The sequence below is a fragment of the Halogranum rubrum genome (assembly GCF_900114455.1).
Lineage (GTDB): Archaea > Halobacteriota > Halobacteria > Halobacteriales > Haloferacaceae > Halogranum > Halogranum rubrum.
The window spans coordinates 65,146-80,532 of the sequence record NZ_FOTC01000006.1; the positions used below are offsets into that span (position 1 = coordinate 65,146).

Genomic DNA, 15,387 nt, shown 5'->3' on the forward strand with positions numbered 1-15,387 from the left:
CGGCGAAACATACTTCGTCCGTATCGACGAAAGACGACCGTGCTACACGACTCCATCGAGTTTCACAACGTCGAAGAAGCGCGAGCGCTCGACGACCACGACGGTCTCCTCCTCCAGCGAGTTCCGGAAAACGTCCGTACCGAGTTGAACGAGGGTGCACAGAACCGGATGTGCCATCCGGCGGGTGCAGAGATACGTTTCGTTCCGGAGGGGACGGTCCGTCTGGTCCTCTCGACACGCGTCCGCGAGAGTGTCGTCCGCGTCTTCTGGGGCCCCTTCCAGAGTCCCGAAGAGTTCGTCGTCGGTCCCGACCCGACCGAAATCGAGGTGACGTTCCCGGAGAAACTCGGCCGTCTCGACCCCGACCGAGTCGAGGAGTTGGCGTTCGACCCCCGCGTCTGTCGACTGCGGCTACCGGGTGAACATCGGGGCGGACACGTCCTGTACCACGGTGTCGACGGCGACGTGCGCCCGCCGCGCGCCGAAGAGCGACCGTCGACTCGCTACCTCGCGTACGGGACCTCGATTACCGAAGGGGAGGCCGCACTCGGCGAACACCTCACGTACGTCTCGCAGACCGCCACTCGCCTCGACGCGGACCTGCTCAACCTCGGGTCCTGCGGGACTGCCTTCTGCGACGCCGCAATCGCCGACCACATCGCCGCCCGTGACGACTGGGACGTCGCGACGCTCGCCATCTCGGTGAACATGGTCGACCGATTCTCGGTGGCGGAGTTCCGCGAACGCGCGGCGAACTTGGTCGACACCGTCGCCGCCGCACACCCCGAGAGACCAGTCGCGTGCATCACGATATATCCGAACGGCCGCGACGTACTTGACGGTGAGGACGAAGACGGACGTTGCGAACAGTTCCGTCAGGCGCTCAGAGACGTCGTCAGAGAGACGCCACACGACAACGTCACGCTGATAGAGGGACCGGACGTGCTCGACGGTCTCGGCGGACTCACGACCGACCTCACCCACCCCGGGGACGACGCGATGATACGGATGGGCGAGAACCTCGCCGAGCGTCTGAAGCCGCTTCTCGAAGAATGAAAAGAGGGTGAAGAGAGGGCGTTACGCCGGCGGTTCGTCCCACTCGCTGCCGTCGTCCTGCGGGTTGTATCCGATTTTTGAACGCGCGTGTTCGAGGTCGTACCATCGACTCCGGTTGTCGCTGACACCGCTGAAGATGTCGAACTCGACGGAGTCGTCCTGGAGACAGCAGTCTATCTCGTGTGCGAAGTCCCGCCGCGACTGCCACGTCGCCTTCATCCGGGCGACTTCCTCTTCGTACTGGTCGCTGCCGCGTTCCCACTCGCCGTCTTCGACACCCTGTTCCGCGTCGCCGTAGGGATGGTCGTTCTCCTCGTGGCGGACGCTGCAGATGCGAAGCGCGTAGAACCGCTTGGGGTACTCGTAGTTCTCGACGTAGTACCGACCGAGGTCCTCGCCGAAACTCTTCGAGGAACCGTAGTAGGAATCGGGTCGGACGGGGTCGTCGTGACCGACGACGAGGCCGTACCCGGGGTCGTAGAGTTCCGGACTATGCTCTTCTTCGTACATCCCCATGACGTGGTTCGTCGACCCGAAGACGAACGACTCTACCTCCGCCTCTCGGGCCGCCTCCAGTGCGTTGTACATCCCGAGGATGTTCGGTTCGAAGATGTCCATCCACTCGCCGTCGGTGAAGGGGTACGCCGCGAGGTGGACGACGGCGTCCTGCCCCTCGAAGGCATCACGCAGTTTCTCGTATTCGGAGATGTCGCCGACGACGGTGTCGTAGCCGCCGTACGGATGGTCGTCGGGCCGGTCCGAACGGTTGTAGTACGTGAACTCGTACTCCTCTCGGTCGTGGAGATGGTCGATGATGGCGGTGCCGCAGCGTCCGTAAACACCCGTGACTAAGACGCGCATACCTATACCGAGAGCGTTTCGATAATAAAACAACCGGGTCACCGAGTCTTTCGACGGCCCCCGTGAGTCAGTTCATCATCGTCGTCACCGGCCCGTCGAAGTTGAGGATGACCTGTTGAGTAGTGTCTCCGAACAGTACCTTTCCCGTCGGCGACCGCTTCCGTCCGGCGATGAAGACGTGGTCACAGCCCTTCTCGTCTGCAGTGTCCAGGATGGCGGTACCGACGTCGTCGTCGTCGACGATACGGGTGGCGATTTCGTACTCCACGGTTCCCTCGGCGTGTCCGAGCGTCTCGTTTGCGAACTCGCGTGCAAACGTACGCGCCGCGTCGAGCGCGTCAGGTTCGCTGTACGTCGTCCCCTCCATCCGTTCGATGGACTCTAGGGCGTCGAAGTTCTCTTCGACTCGCTCAGGTGTGAGCCACGAGAACAGCACCAGTTCCGAGTCGGTGTTCTTCGTGAACTCCGCTGCTTCCTGCAGGAGCTTTCGGTGCGCGTCAGTATCGTCTACGACGACGAGTGCTCGTTGCATGCTCACATTCGTCATGGGAGTATAGCTAAAAGTAGCTACCGCTTTACCGAGCGACTGCCGGGGGCTTCACGACCTGTACTGTTCGACTGCTGCTTCATCGACAGAGACGCCGAGGCCGGGTTCCTGTGGCACGTCGAGGACGCCGCCGGTGGGGTCGAACGGCGTCTCCAGGATATCCGTTCGGAGCGGATTCTCACTCCGGTCGAACTCCACCATCATCGGTTCCGGAACGTTTCGCGTGTTCGGATAGCGAGAGACGCTCGCGGCGAACTGGACGGCGGCGGCCAGTCCGACCGCGCTGTTCCAGATGTGGGGCCGAACGGCGACGTTTTCGGTAGTCGCCATATCCGCGATGAGTCGCGCTTCCGAGAACCCACCACAGCGACCGAGGTTGGGTTGGACGATATCGACTGCTCGGTCGTCGATGAGGTGCTTGAACTCGAATCGGCCGTAATGCGCCTCTCCGGCGGCGATTGGCGTGTCGACGTGACGCTTGACCTCCCGATAGCCGGAGTCGTTCTCTGGGGGTACTGGCTCTTCGATCCAGGTGATGTCGTACGGTTCGATCGCTTTGGCCGTCTTGATCGCCTGTCGAGGTCGGTAGTTTCCGTTCATATCCACCATGAGCGTCGCGTCGTCGCCGAGCACCTCCCGCGCCACTCGCACGCGTTCGGTGTCTTCGTCGACTCCCGTTCCGATTTTGATCTTCGCCGCCGTGAACCCCTCGTCGACGGCTGCTTGCATCGGCTCTTCGATCGGCCGGTCGGTCTCCGTGAAGTACATCGTCGACGCGTACGGAGTGAGCGTTTGACACTCCTCACCACCGAGCAGTCGGTGGACGGGACGACCGACCGTCTTGCCGATGATGTCCCAGCAGGCGACGTCGACCGCGCTGACGACGCTCTGGCTGAACACGTTGCCGGCGAAGTGATAGGAGTCGGTGTACGCGTCGTCGGCGAGCGATTCGACGTCGAAGGGGTCCATCCCGACGACGTCGTCTCGAAAGAGTTCCTCGAACGTAGCGTCGACGATGCGACCGGGTGCGAACGCTTCACCCCATCCGACGGTCCCGGTGTCGGTTTCGACCCGCAACAGTGTCGTCTCGCGCGTTCGACCGAATCCGCGTGCGTCACCGATTCCCTCTCCCTCGGGGCGCGTCGAACTGATCGGTATCACTTCGACATCGTCGATTTTCATACGGAATTCACCGAGTGAGACCAGTTATACCTTGTGCTGTAGCGCAGTTACAGCGCGTCCCGCGCCGCCACTACCGAATCGAGAACTGTGTGTCAGAATAGAGGTGTCGGCCCCTACACTGGCTGGTTGCGTCGCGACCGCCGACTCCGATACCGTATCAGTGAACGAGATGGTCAATATCGTCGTCCAACTGGTAGTAGATCTCCTCTGCCTCGTCCGCCTCTTGCGGTGACAGTGAGCGTATCGGCTCTCGAACGTTTCCGCCGTGATATCCGGCGAGTTCGAGGCCCTTCTTGACCGCCGGGACGCTGATTGCACCTTCGAGCGTGTTGCGCTGTCCGGTCCGGTCACGGAAGTTCTGGTACGGGAGACAGATGTTTCGGAGTTTGCGGGCCCGTTCCCAGTCTCCGGCGGTGAGTGCGTCGAACAGTTCGAGTCCGACTTCGGGGCGGAAGTTGCTCACACCGGCGGAGAACCCTTCGATACCCTCTCCCCAGAAACTAACCGCGTACGGCTCTGCGAGTCCGTTGACCCAGACGACGTCGTCGGAACCGGCGGCGACCGCGGCACCGAGTTTGACGGGGTCTTTGATCGCATACTTGACCCCGACGACGTTCTCGAGTTGAGTGAGGTCGGCCAGGAAGTCGACCGATGGTTCGAACGCTCGAATATACGGGACGAACGGTGTCTCCGTCACCGACGCTAAGTCGTCGAAGTAATCCAGGAGCCCTTGTTCGTGGACGTACGTGTGATCGGGTGGCATGATCATGTGAGCGTCGACTCCGAGACGGTCGTACGCTCGAATCAGTTCCTGTGCACTCGCCGTACTCCCACCGACGCCGGCGAGAACACAGGCGTCGGAAGGGAGTCCGTCGAGAGCCGCCTCCGTCACCTCGACACGTTCGTTCTGTGTGAGCGAGTGATACTCGCTGATGTTGGCGGCGGCGAGAAACGAACGTAAGCCGCTGTCGTAGAGCGACTGTGCGTTCTCCTCGATCTTCCAGTGTTCGATCTCTCCGTTTTCGTCAAACGGTGTAAGGAGTCCGGCGGCGACACCCCGCAGACGGTCCTTAACCTCGTCTACTGCTAGCGGCATCAAAGAGGATATGTACGTATCAGTTTAAAAAACCACCGACCGTCAACAGTTCGCACACGTCACCACGCGAGCGCCGCGGCCGACGCTGTACAGCGACGGGACGTTGTTTGCTTCAGGTGTCGTCTTCGTATCGGAACTCTGTCCACGGACCGTCGACGAAGGGGTACTCCTCTACGACGTCGAGGTCGACGTCGAGACCGAGACCCGGGTCGTCGGACAGGGTCAGTACACCGTCGGAGACGGATGGCTGCCCCTCGATAATGTCGAAAGCCAAGTCGAAGGGATACATTCCGGGGTCTTGCTCAGCGTCGAGTACTGGGTCGTTCTCGAACACAGGGTATTCGAGCAGACGAACGTCGGGTGCGGCGGCGACGAGATGAGCGTTCGCGAGGAGACCGACCCACGTCCCGAAGTTGTGGGGGACGAACTCGACGTCTCGCCCGTGACAGAACTCGACTGCGTCCCAACAGCCCGTGTACCCTTGGTGGTGGCGAACGTCACCCTGTAGGAACGAGACGGCCTCGGTACGTCCCAGTTCGACGAGCCCCGCCGCCGACTCCTCGCTCTCGCCGCCGGCGAGGGGCGCGCCCGTCGCTGCGAGTTCTCTGTAGCCCTGACGGTCGTCCGGTTCGACCGGTTCTTCGATCCAGTACGCGCCCCGGTCTGCCGCGTGGGTGACCAGTTCGCGAACGGTCTCTCGGTCGTAGGCGTCACGAACCTTCCACCACGTGTGTACGTCGAGCATGAACTCCGTCTCGTCGAGCGTCTCCGAGAGGAGGTCGACCGTTCGGCGGTCGGCGTCGGGGCCGATACCCGGGCGATACTTGTAGCCCATGAACCCAAGATCCGCTATCGTCGCCGCCTGCTCGGCGTAGCCATCTGGTTCCATGTACATCCCCGCGCTCGCGTAGAGCGGTATCTCGGTGGTCGGGGCGGGATCATCGGGATCATCCGAATCGCCGAGAAGTTCGTAGATCGGTGCACCTACCTCTTTCCCGCGGATATCGTGTAACGCGACGTCGATAGCCGAGATCGCTTCGTTCTGCAAGTGAGACGGGAGTCCGGCATCGGCAATCAGGTCGTGTGCATCGGCGATGTGTGCGAGCGTTTCGCCCTCTAAGGCGTCGGCCACGGGGCCGTTGACGAGGTCGGCGAACGTCCCCTGTGAGTCGCCTTCGAAGTACTCACGCATCGCAGAACTACTCGCACCGGCCGTCGAAACACCTCGCTCTCCGTCTCGCGTCTCGACGACGACGAGCACCACGTCTCGTTTGTGGAGCAAACGCGTTCCACCCGAGAACGAACGGTGCTGTGGTGGGGTGATCGGCGACGAGAGCGCGTAACCACGGATGTCAGCAATCTCCATGGCAGCCACATACAAACACAGCGGTATAAATCACGTTGGTCGCGGAGAGCAGTGCCCGAAAGAGACGAGAGAGACGAGCGGTGGTCCGTCAAAGGACGTTACGAGAACTTCGTGTTGAGTTCGATGACGTTCGCCGCCCGGAGGACCGAGTCGGAGAGTTCGCCGTGAAGACGTTCGTCGGTGAACCGACTGGACGGACCGGAGATGCTGATTGCGCCGAGCACTTTCGGTCCGTTTCTGACCGGCGCAGCCACACAGCGAAGCCCTTCGATGTTCTCCTCGTCGTCAAGCGCGTAGCCCTGTTCGGCGATGCGGTCGAGTTCGGCGTACAGTTCTTCGCGAGACGAAATCGTCTTCGGCGTCTTCGAGACGAACTCCATCGTGTCGACGATTGCCTCCTGGTGGCTGTCAGGGAGATAGGCGAGTATCGCCTTCCCGAGCGAAGTCGAGTACATCGGCTGTCGAGTCCCGACGCGTGAAGCAGTTTCGACGGCCTGCTCACCTGTCGCTTTGCACAGATAGGCGACTTGACCGTACTCTTCGATTCCGAAGTGGGCGATCTCTCCCGTCTCTTCTACGAGCGACTCTACCTCGTTCTGAACGACTTCGTAGTTGCCTGCGTGGTCGCGGACGTGATTCGCCATATCCAGAATCTGGAGACTCAGTCGGTAGCCGTCGCCCTCGCGAACCAGTATCTCGATCTCTTCGAGCGTTCGCAAGTGGCTGTGTATGGTGCTCTTCGAGTGCCCCAGTTCGTTTGCTAACTCGGTCACGCCGACGTCGTTCTGGTCCTTGAGAACCTCGATGATATTGAAGGCTATCTTCACGGACCGAATCGTTCGACCGGGCCTGTTTCCCGTTTGGGGTGGCATATGCTAGCTTCGCTGTTACACTTACTTAAACCTGTTCCCGAGAGGGGAACCGATGATGTGGTGATTCGATGATACGTAGTACGCAGTACGCAGATTCGGATCGGTGGAATCATTCCGTACGGCACTCCCACCAGACTAGCCTCGCAGTCAACCCCATAGCGAGACACGCCGCTTGCGGTTGTTTGGCACACTCGGGGAAACAGTCGGATCGAAGAGAATCGTTCACGCTCAGCGTTACAGCACTACAGATGTAACACCCACGTTCTCTCTAGACGAACGAAGGCGGTTCGTGCGGTCTGGTCAAACCGCTATCACGTCGAGCGTAGGCACGCCCGACACAATAACTGTAATACCACCCCGACACGTACACCGCTTCGATGAGGAAGCACCAATGACGATCAATGTCACTGTGTGGAACGAGAACGTTCACGAACAAGAGGAACCAGACGTTGCAGACCGGTATCCCGACGGTATCCACGGTGCGGTCGCCGACGCTCTCGAAGCGGATCGATACAGCGTCCAGACGGCCACACTCCAGGAACCGGAGCACGGCCTCTCCGAGTCTGTCCTCGACGAAACCGACGTCCTCGTCTGGTGGTCCCACTGTGCGAACGACGAAGTCGACGACGACGTTGCAGATCGCGTCGTCGCGCGTGTACACGAGGGGATGGGGTTCGTCCCACTGCACTCGGGGAAGAACTCGAAACCGTTCAAACGGCTCATGGGAACGAGTTGTCGAATCAAGTATCGACACGGGGGTGAAACCGAGCGGATATGGGTGGCCGATCCGGGCCATCAGATCGCCGACGGTTTAGACGAGTACTTCGAGATTCCATCGACCGAGATGTACGGGGAACCGTTCGACATCCCGGAACCGGACCGAACGGTGTTCATCTCCTGGTTCGAAGGAGGAGAGGTGTTCCGTTCGGGTGTCTGTTACCGCCGTGGTCGCGGTCGCATCTTCGCGTTTCGGCCGGGCCACGAAGCGTATCCGATCTTCTACCAGTCGGAGGTTCGAAGAGTGATCTGTAACGCGGTCGATTGGGCGGCGCCGAACGAGGGAGCGACAGTGCGGTGGGGAGAAGTTGACTCCATCGAACGACTCGAAGAGTAAGAGCCCCGACTCCAACACCCCGTCGGCGCTGTCGTCGGACTGGGGTAATCGTCGGGTCGCTTCCTCATGGCTCCGCCTTCTGTTCCCACGTCGCGAACACGGAGCTAACACTGAGAAGTCGATAGCTTCGCTCCGGTCGACGTCTCTCGATGGTGACCCCACCGTTTATATCCGAGTCTCCCATCTGGTGGAGTAGACATCAGGATATGGTTCGCTACGAAACAGTGGTCGACGACGGACAACTCTCTCTGGTCCACGAAGACGAACGGATCGAAGTCGGGTCGATGGCTGCCGTCGCCGACCTCGTCGGTGGCGAGACGTACACGCTCACATATACTGACGCACAAGCGAGTACCGCGTGGCTCCAAACCGACGACGACAACGAACTCACCATCGACGTCCCGGACGCCGTCGAACGGTTGACTCACACGAGCGAGTTCGCGACACTCGTTCGAGACTGCCCTCTCGACGAGACGGGTGAAAGCGGTCACCCCCGGCGGACCGAACTGTTCGCGACGCTCCTGATGAAAATTTGGGACTCCAAAGGGAATCTAGATTCGCTCTCGGACGGGTAGGTCTCGACTTCGGTCAACCACTGCGTTCGCTGGGCTGTGTAGTGTGGCTTATTAGCAATACTGGCGGCATTTTTTGTGTAGTACTTCACCACTCATCCACAGCTAGACTAGCAGTCAGAGTTCAGATCAGATAGTGAGAAATACGAACACAATTCGTAGTCAGCTTCGTTCCGGACGTTGAGGATGAGCGGTCCTCGTCGTTGTTGTGAACGCTTCGATCAACTGCCGATAGAGTGACGTTAGTATTGAACTTAGCGCACAATACTAATCGACAGAGGCGATTGAATCATGTGACTGAGCCGAAATTTACACCAAGACTTGGTGCCGCCAAGTACCGAATCAGAGCTCGACGTACGTCTCTTGGGCTTGCTCCCCACCGATTGCGTAGACAGTCCATGGTCCTTGTTTCGTCCCACCCATACCAGGCGTTCCGGCTGGCATCCCAGGGAGTGCGACGCCATCAATCGCCGGTTTCTCCGTGAGGAGCTTCCCGATTACCTGTGCCGGGACATGTCCTTCGACGACGTAGTCCTCCAAGACGAGCGTGTGACAGCTACGCAGGTCTTCGGGAACGTTATACTTCTCTTTGATGCGAACGATGTCTTCGGGGACGGTCTCGGTCAGTTTCCCGTCGATATTTTCACGCAAGTACGACGCGTACTTCCCAGTTACGAGCATCGGACGATCCGAGGCATCCAGCAACACCGAATATACCGGCAGTCGCCAATGTGCGGACTGCAGTTCGCCGTGTAATGGGCATCGTCTATACTATCTTGGCAAGAGATAAAACACCTATCACTTGTGGGACGATGTACCATTGGTCTTGATTTTCGTCTCCGAAGCTCGCTTTATATGTGCCTTACTTTATTTCCTGATACTGCCTCTCAACACGCAGACGGTTGGTACGAGTGTTTTCTGAGTGATTCTCCGCCGTGTTCCAGATATTTTCCTTCGATTCTCCGCTTAGCTCTCACTCCGACCCATACTATGTGAAGCCACTATTACGTTACTACGTGTGTAACGTAATAGCGTTGTATTTAAACTCTCCTCGAGAAAGCGATAATAGAGACGTCGGTCGCTTAGATACCATCGGTTATCCGGTAACACCGTACATCTCCACAAGCGACACGACAAACCGTTCACCGAACTTCTCTCCGAGAATGATTAGTCGCCTGCTGTACTCTGTGATCCCATCTTCGCGGGGTTGCTCATTCCTTCTTTCACGCCGAAATAGACGAGTGCGACGTTGACGGGCCACGCAACGACAAACCCGACTGATAGGGAAAAGGCAAGTGCAGACCAGAAGAGGATGTCACCCATGTGCGCCTGACTTGCCAGTAGCAGATCCGTCCCGATGGCGAATATCTCCATGATGGTAATCGATGGCGTTTCGCTATAGAGTGCGTCAGCCATCGCCTCTTTGAATCCAACACCATCCTGCATGAGTGGACCAACAGTGAGTGCGAATCCGAACAGATACGCGAAGGTGAACGTCACCCCTGCAACGTACGCCGTCCCAAGTGCAAGGATCCCCTGAGCGAGCGTAATACCGACGACCTCACCGGCGCCACAGCCGGAGTAACAGTGTGCGGTCGACCGAAAGCCACGTCGCCACAGCGAATCGTGGGAAATCTGCGTCCGTCCCGTGTACCAGTAGATGAGCAATCCGAACGGACCGGAGTAGAGCACAACGAGCGACCACACTCCGCGCATCATCGAAGCAATCGCCTGATTGTTCTTCCGAAGATCCCACCACAGAACGCCAACCGAGACCAGGACGAGTACGGCCCAGATACCGACGACGGTCGGACTCGAGAGAATCGGGATAATCGCCTCTCGTGCTGGGGCGAACGCGTGCTCAATCTGCTTGGCGATGCCGGACAGCCAGCCACCGGACACCAATGGGACTGTCGTCTCGACGAGCGACTGCTGGACGAGCATACTCGTCTTTACATACGTGTTTCTCTTTTACGTAGGTTGTGGCTCAGATTGCAAACCGGGAAACGTCACGGTCGTGAGAGACGTGTTGCTGACTGTGTACTCGCGACCTGTGGCCGACACTATAGAGAATTGTTGTGTTGAGTAGTGGGATAGAAACCCAAAACTACATCGGTCGGTGGCTACTACTTTGAGACGATGACTGCTGAAAACGGAAGGCAAGCTCCTGTCCCCGAAATGAGCTCTCGACCAAACCGCTCTGAGACTCCAGTCCGATAATGAAGTCGACATTGACTCGACGGCAGGCGTTGGCCACTGGTGCAATTGGATTCGCTTCCTTGTCTGGCTGCGTTGGGGTACCAACAATCGGTGATTCCGGGGGCTCAACACGCCCAGACATCACACCACTCCCTCCTGATTCGGCAGACAAAGCACAGACACTACGCGCGACAGCAGGTGAGTACAGTCCAACTGGAGAGTCACTACAGACATGGCTGTACGACGGCCAAGTCCCTGGTCCCGAGATTCGGATCCCCGAGGGATCGAGGCTCCGCGTGGACGTGACGAATGGTCTTCCCAACGATGCAGAGACGACCGTTCACTGGCACGGTGTCCCAGTTCGCAACCCGGCTGACGGCGTTCCGGGAATCACACAAGATCCGATTGGCGCTGGTGAAACCTTCTCGTACGTCTTTGATGCGACGCCACCAGGGACGTACTTCTACCACAGCCACGTCGGGCTTCAACTCGAACGACAGCTACTCGGCCCACTCATCGTCGAAGAAGAGTCACCGCACGTCGAGTACGACCGCGACGTCATCGTCTTCCTGAACGACTACCTGACCACGGCTCCGAAGCCAGAATCGGAGTGGCGAAACGGTAGTAGTGGCTCTGGCGGAGGGATGGGAGGGATGGGTGGCATGAGTGGAGGAGGCGGGATGATGTCGACGTGGCGGCCGCCGTACGCCGGCCATCTAGTGAACGGTCAGGGTCCGAGTTCACCCACAGAGTTCACCGTCTCCGAGAACGAACAGATTCGATTCCGGTTCATCAACGCGAGTGGTGCGACGACGTACCGCGTCGGTATCGGTGGGCACACGATGCGTGTCTCACACGCCGACGGCCGTCCAGTGAACCCCGTCGAGGTAGATTCGTTCGTCTTCGGGGCTGGAGAGCGATACGATACAATCGTCACGGCAGACGAACTCGGAACGTGGGGAATACAAGCCATCCCTGTCGATGGAAACGAAACGCCAGCCCGCGCAGTCCTGAAGTACGATGGTTCGGAAGCAACGACACCAACCGAACCGACGTTCGGCGGCCGTCAACTACGGTATAACGATCTACAGGCGCGTGAATCGCTCGACGCATTCAGCGGCAGTCCCGATAAACGATTCGAGTTAACGCTCTCTACAGGGTCCGAGGTTGGGTCGTGGGTCATCAACGGCCAACGGTTCCCCAACGCGGACTCACTTCCGATTCAGGAAGGTGACCACGTTCGCGTGCAACTCGACAACCGGAGCGCGATGCTCCACCCGATGCACTTACACGGTCACTTTTTCCGCGTCGGAGACGCCCTGAAAGACACCGTCATCGTCCCCTCTCACATGGGCAGTGTCACCTTCGACTTCGTCGCTGACAACCCGGGCGACTGGCTGTTCCACTGTCACAATGCGTACCACCTCGAAGGAGGGATGGCTCGTGTGTTCGAATATCGGTGAAGTATCTCGGGGGTTCTTCGCTGGTGAGTGTCGGTTCGAGGGGTTTGGAATCGGGTCTCTATCAACGGACCCTGTTATCGATTCTGAAGGAAGAGGTAGCCAAGCAGGAGAACGAAGAGCACCTGCACGACCTTATCGAGCAGACCGAAGCTATCCAGATGGGGCATCCCTTCGACTATCCACAATGAAATTTGGGCCAGCGTAAACAGTGCTCCACTCGCGTAGAGATGTTGACGATTGAATCCGGTAAAGAAGAGGACGATTCCGCCGATGAACCCTCCCCCAGCGAGCAGCATTATGACTTCACCGTGTTCTATGAACAGATACAGATGAACAGCGGCCGTGAAGAGAGCCAACAACGCCACAGCAAAGTGAATAGCAGTCGCCTCGAACCCGTCACGATTCGAGGAAAGGTATCTGTACGTTGGGGCCGTCGCTACCGCACCGACGAGAAACAGTCCGCCAACGACGGATAGCCAGCTACCAAAGAGCCCCTCCTCACTGTGTCCATCGCCCTCGTGCGTGTGTCCATCGTCACCCTGCTGGGCGGAGTCGTTGTGAGGGGTCGTAGACGTGCCCGTCTCCTCACCGTCGTGAGCATGTTCGTCGTCGCCGTGTTGGGTAGATGTTCCCGACTGTGGCGACGTCCCGTTGTGGTGGCTCCCAGCGGCTGAGGTCTGCGTCGACGCCTCGTCGTGGTGGCCCGTCTCATCGCTGTGTCCGGCAGTCGTCGTGGTCGGTGTTTCCGTCCCGTGTTCTTCGTCTGCGACCGCGATGCCCGATGAAATCGCCAACAGGACAACGCTCGCAACGAGCAGTACTCGGCCGATTCTTCGCCATTGGTCTGACATCCACAGCGGAATATTCTCTCGGAGAGATTAACTGGTGGTGCGTATTTTCAGCCAGTGCAACTACTGGTAAGCAGTCGTGAAAACGGAAGACAGTTCTCTCATCGTGCAGGCACGTGGCCAGTAAGGATATACAGGAGTATCCGTCACTATGCGTATGCAGCAGGGCGGGAACACGAACAATCAGCTTCTTACACTACTCGGTGACGACGCCGTCAGAGGGATTCTCGCAGCGACTGACAAAGAGCCGATGTCGGCACAGATGTTAGACGAGCACTGTGACGCGTCGCTCACGACCATCTATCGGCGGCTAGAAGACCTCCTCGAGCATCAACTCCTGCAGGTAGAGACAGCGGTTCGTTCCGACGGAAACCACTATGGTCTCTACGAGGCGAACTTAGACCACCTCAACGTCACGCTCGAAAACGGCGATTTTGATGTCGAACTGGCCAGACGGGACGACGCACCAGACCGGTTCCGTGGCATCTGGGATGCAATGCAGGGGCGTGAGAAGTGATGCATCTCGGTCTCGTCGCCGCGAAACTAGTCGTTATCTTCCTCGGGTTGCTCATCGCGTATCAAGGATTTCGGGCGTACCGTCGAGAGCAGAGCCACCGAATGTTGTTCGTCGCCGCCGGATTTGCGCTCATCACCGTTGGATCAGTCCTCGAAGGGGTACTCTACGATATCGTCCACCTCTCGGTTTTCGTTTCGGGGATGGTCCAGACGGGGTTCGTCGCTGCAGGGATGGCACTGATACTCTACTCTCTGTTCGTGACTCGCCAGTCGGTGCAAAGCGAACGCTCGGAATCCCGCTCGTCGAACGAGCAGCGGCACAGAGCAGATTGAAGCACACACTGCTCCGTCGCCGACTCGGCAGTCGAGACGGTCGCTGTAACCACCGTTCGTGTTCTAATCGCTCAAAGAAGAAACCGAATTCAGGAAGTCGCACCCAAGTCGGCTGACGACTGAGCGCGACGGCGTCACGATTCGATGGCCCGACTCTACGCCGACATCATGCTGCGACAGGATTCGGCACAGTCGCGGAGGACATCGGCACACGTCTGGCAGTGGTCGGCGTCGTGCTGGTCGCACTCTTCGGCACACTCTTCACAGACACCGGCACAGACCTCGGCCAGTTCCGTGCTGTAGTTCGAGTTACGTGCCATGAAGCGTGCGTGGAGCGAGGCAACGTCTGCAACGTCTCGACATAGCCGGATGCACTCTTCCATACCGTCTTCATCGATACACTGGTCAGCACAGTATTCACACGCCTGTGCTGCCTCCAGACAGTTCTCGATACAGTTGCGCTGTTCGTCGTCCAGATGCTCGAGTTCGGAAACCGTGTCTGACAGTGACATTGCGTCTAGTCTTACGCACCGGTCCTTTTCTGCACTTCTGGCTTACAGCGTTCTGTCTCTCACTTTCTCACCGAACGAACCCGTCCTAACAGTCGCCGTCAGTTAATATTGTTCAGTCTCAACTCACGAAAACTGCCACAACCGGTTTTGGCAACCACGGAGAAGACCACACACATGGGGACACTGGACGATATCGATATGCAGATTCTTCAGCTCCTGGTCGAGGACTCACAGCAAACCTACGGAGAGATCGGTGAGCAAGTAGACCTCTCACCGCCAGCAGTCTCTAATCGAATTAGCCGATTACGAGAGCGAGGTGTCATTCGACGGTTCACGGTCGACGTCGACCGCTCGATGCTGACCGAAGCAAATGCAACCCTCCTCGAGATACAGGTTCGGCCGGACGACATCGATTCTGTCGTCGATGCACTACGGGAACTCCACAAAGTAGAGTATCTTATACAGACGTGCGATGCACGAGTCACGGCGTTAGTTCATCTATCGGGTACCGAACTCCGCGAGTACGTTAGTGACGCGCTCGAAGGTCACACGCTCCTCTCGTACGAGGTGCAGAACGTCGCCGAGGTTGACTGGAATCCGCAACTCGGGACCACTGGGTTCGAGGTGACGTGTGCAGAGTGCAAGAAATCGATTCACGGCGAAGAGGTGACGATTGAAACGGATGAACGGACGTACTATCTCTGTTGCTCGTCGTGTGAATCGCTGTTTCGGGATCGATACGAGCGACTCTCGCAAGCGAGCGACGGTTCGTAGCGAAACCACCATTCCGACTTTCCACGTCGTGGCAGTCGAGACGACGCGACGCATCCGAGACTAAGTCTCGGGTGGC

General features: G+C 58.6%; 17 protein-coding genes. 7 read left to right on the forward strand and 10 right to left on the reverse strand.

Annotation, left to right across the window (positions count from 1 at the left end):
- Positions 1-39 precede the first annotated feature (39 nt).
- Positions 40-1,056: an SGNH/GDSL hydrolase family protein gene (locus BM083_RS18350; RefSeq protein WP_089871422.1), complete on the forward strand. Its 1,017-nt coding sequence runs from the start codon at positions 40-42 to the stop codon at positions 1,054-1,056.
- Positions 1,057-1,077: 21 nt separating this feature from the next.
- Here the strand turns inward: BM083_RS18350 and BM083_RS18355 are convergent, their stop codons facing one another.
- From BM083_RS18355 to BM083_RS18380, 6 genes are all read right to left on the reverse strand, one after another.
- Positions 1,078-1,917 carry an NAD-dependent epimerase/dehydratase family protein gene (locus tag BM083_RS18355; protein WP_089871425.1) on the reverse strand — a complete coding sequence of 280 codons (840 nt, stop codon included), beginning with the start codon at positions 1,915-1,917 and terminating at the stop codon, positions 1,078-1,080.
- A gap of 67 nt (positions 1,918-1,984) precedes the next feature.
- The gene (locus BM083_RS18360) at positions 1,985-2,449 is read right to left on the reverse strand and encodes a universal stress protein (RefSeq protein ID WP_089871427.1); all 465 of its coding nucleotides are present in this window, start codon (positions 2,447-2,449) and stop codon (positions 1,985-1,987) included.
- A gap of 66 nt (positions 2,450-2,515) precedes the next feature.
- Entirely contained in the window at positions 2,516-3,646 is a 1,131-nt protein-coding gene (locus tag BM083_RS18365) for a mandelate racemase/muconate lactonizing enzyme family protein (protein ID WP_089871429.1), read from the reverse strand.
- Between the two features lie 157 nt (positions 3,647-3,803).
- Entirely contained in the window at positions 3,804-4,742 is a 939-nt protein-coding gene (locus BM083_RS18370) for a dihydrodipicolinate synthase family protein (protein ID WP_089871432.1), read from the reverse strand.
- A gap of 112 nt (positions 4,743-4,854) precedes the next feature.
- Positions 4,855-6,108, reverse strand: a complete 1,254-nt coding sequence (locus BM083_RS18375) for a mandelate racemase/muconate lactonizing enzyme family protein (protein WP_089871434.1) — start codon at positions 6,106-6,108, stop codon at positions 4,855-4,857.
- A 98-nt stretch (positions 6,109-6,206) separates the two neighbouring features.
- Positions 6,207-6,980 (reverse strand): IclR family transcriptional regulator, encoded by a 774-nt coding sequence (locus tag BM083_RS18380; RefSeq protein ID WP_089871436.1) that lies wholly within the window; start codon positions 6,978-6,980, stop codon positions 6,207-6,209.
- Between the two features lie 391 nt (positions 6,981-7,371).
- Here BM083_RS18380 and BM083_RS18385 point away from each other — a divergent pair, with 391 nt between their 5' ends.
- Both BM083_RS18385 and BM083_RS18390 read left to right on the forward strand, forming a co-directional pair.
- On the forward strand, positions 7,372-8,094 hold the full coding sequence (locus BM083_RS18385; RefSeq protein WP_089871438.1) for a ThuA domain-containing protein: 723 nt from the start codon (positions 7,372-7,374) through the stop codon (positions 8,092-8,094).
- Positions 8,095-8,300: 206 nt separating this feature from the next.
- Positions 8,301-8,669, forward strand: a complete 369-nt coding sequence (locus BM083_RS18390) for a hypothetical protein (RefSeq protein ID WP_089871441.1) — start codon at positions 8,301-8,303, stop codon at positions 8,667-8,669.
- Between the two features lie 339 nt (positions 8,670-9,008).
- Here BM083_RS18390 and BM083_RS18395 read toward each other — a convergent pair whose 3' ends face one another.
- The gene (locus BM083_RS18395; protein WP_245756937.1) at positions 9,009-9,347 is read right to left on the reverse strand and encodes a DUF411 domain-containing protein; all 339 of its coding nucleotides are present in this window, start codon (positions 9,345-9,347) and stop codon (positions 9,009-9,011) included.
- Positions 9,348-9,833: 486 nt separating this feature from the next.
- Positions 9,834-10,610, reverse strand: a complete 777-nt coding sequence (locus tag BM083_RS18400) for a DUF4396 domain-containing protein (RefSeq protein ID WP_089871443.1) — start codon at positions 10,608-10,610, stop codon at positions 9,834-9,836.
- Positions 10,611-10,885: 275 nt separating this feature from the next.
- Between BM083_RS18400 and BM083_RS18405 the strand changes: the two genes are divergently transcribed.
- On the forward strand, positions 10,886-12,328 hold the full coding sequence (locus BM083_RS18405; protein ID WP_089871445.1) for a multicopper oxidase family protein: 1,443 nt from the start codon (positions 10,886-10,888) through the stop codon (positions 12,326-12,328).
- Between the two features lie 74 nt (positions 12,329-12,402).
- Here BM083_RS18405 and BM083_RS23685 read toward each other — a convergent pair whose 3' ends face one another.
- A complete protein-coding gene (locus BM083_RS23685) occupies positions 12,403-13,179 on the reverse strand; it encodes a DUF7475 family protein (protein ID WP_218148985.1) in 777 nt (258 codons plus the stop codon).
- Between the two features lie 148 nt (positions 13,180-13,327).
- Between BM083_RS23685 and BM083_RS18415 the strand changes: the two genes are divergently transcribed.
- Both BM083_RS18415 and BM083_RS18420 read left to right on the forward strand, forming a co-directional pair.
- A complete protein-coding gene (locus BM083_RS18415; RefSeq protein ID WP_245756938.1) occupies positions 13,328-13,693 on the forward strand; it encodes a helix-turn-helix domain-containing protein in 366 nt (121 codons plus the stop codon).
- The gene (locus BM083_RS18420; protein WP_089871449.1) at positions 13,693-14,025 is read left to right on the forward strand and encodes a DUF7521 family protein; all 333 of its coding nucleotides are present in this window, start codon (positions 13,693-13,695) and stop codon (positions 14,023-14,025) included. Before BM083_RS18415 ends, BM083_RS18420 begins: the two co-directional genes overlap by 1 nt.
- Before the next feature lie 155 nt (positions 14,026-14,180).
- Here BM083_RS18420 and BM083_RS18425 read toward each other — a convergent pair whose 3' ends face one another.
- A complete protein-coding gene (locus tag BM083_RS18425) occupies positions 14,181-14,537 on the reverse strand; it encodes a four-helix bundle copper-binding protein (RefSeq protein WP_009367588.1) in 357 nt (118 codons plus the stop codon).
- A 174-nt stretch (positions 14,538-14,711) separates the two neighbouring features.
- Between BM083_RS18425 and BM083_RS18430 the strand changes: the two genes are divergently transcribed.
- Complete coding sequence (locus BM083_RS18430; RefSeq protein WP_089871450.1) at positions 14,712-15,311, forward strand: winged helix-turn-helix transcriptional regulator; 600 nt, start codon at positions 14,712-14,714, stop codon at positions 15,309-15,311.
- Positions 15,312-15,387 lie beyond the last annotated feature (76 nt).

Coding starts and splice junctions, on each gene's coding strand:
- BM083_RS23685 (WP_218148985.1), bottom strand. CDS start 13,179: ATGTCAGACCAATGGCGAAGAATCGGCCGAGTACTGCTCGTTGCGAGC.
- BM083_RS18415 (WP_245756938.1), top strand. CDS start 13,328: ATGCGTATGCAGCAGGGCGGGAACACGAACAATCAGCTTCTTACACTA.
- BM083_RS18400 (WP_089871443.1), bottom strand. CDS start 10,610: ATGCTCGTCCAGCAGTCGCTCGTCGAGACGACAGTCCCATTGGTGTCC.
- BM083_RS18365 (WP_089871429.1), bottom strand. CDS start 3,646: ATGAAAATCGACGATGTCGAAGTGATACCGATCAGTTCGACGCGCCCC.
- BM083_RS18425 (WP_009367588.1), bottom strand. CDS start 14,537: ATGTCACTGTCAGACACGGTTTCCGAACTCGAGCATCTGGACGACGAA.
- BM083_RS18375 (WP_089871434.1), bottom strand. CDS start 6,108: ATGGAGATTGCTGACATCCGTGGTTACGCGCTCTCGTCGCCGATCACC.
- BM083_RS18370 (WP_089871432.1), bottom strand. CDS start 4,742: ATGCCGCTAGCAGTAGACGAGGTTAAGGACCGTCTGCGGGGTGTCGCC.
- BM083_RS18385 (WP_089871438.1), top strand. CDS start 7,372: ATGACGATCAATGTCACTGTGTGGAACGAGAACGTTCACGAACAAGAG.
- BM083_RS18390 (WP_089871441.1), top strand. CDS start 8,301: ATGGTTCGCTACGAAACAGTGGTCGACGACGGACAACTCTCTCTGGTC.
- BM083_RS18420 (WP_089871449.1), top strand. CDS start 13,693: ATGCATCTCGGTCTCGTCGCCGCGAAACTAGTCGTTATCTTCCTCGGG.
- BM083_RS18430 (WP_089871450.1), top strand. CDS start 14,712: ATGGGGACACTGGACGATATCGATATGCAGATTCTTCAGCTCCTGGTC.
- BM083_RS18395 (WP_245756937.1), bottom strand. CDS start 9,347: ATGCTCGTAACTGGGAAGTACGCGTCGTACTTGCGTGAAAATATCGAC.
- BM083_RS18360 (WP_089871427.1), bottom strand. CDS start 2,449: ATGCAACGAGCACTCGTCGTCGTAGACGATACTGACGCGCACCGAAAG.
- BM083_RS18405 (WP_089871445.1), top strand. CDS start 10,886: ATGAAGTCGACATTGACTCGACGGCAGGCGTTGGCCACTGGTGCAATT.
- BM083_RS18380 (WP_089871436.1), bottom strand. CDS start 6,980: ATGCCACCCCAAACGGGAAACAGGCCCGGTCGAACGATTCGGTCCGTG.
- BM083_RS18355 (WP_089871425.1), bottom strand. CDS start 1,917: ATGCGCGTCTTAGTCACGGGTGTTTACGGACGCTGCGGCACCGCCATC.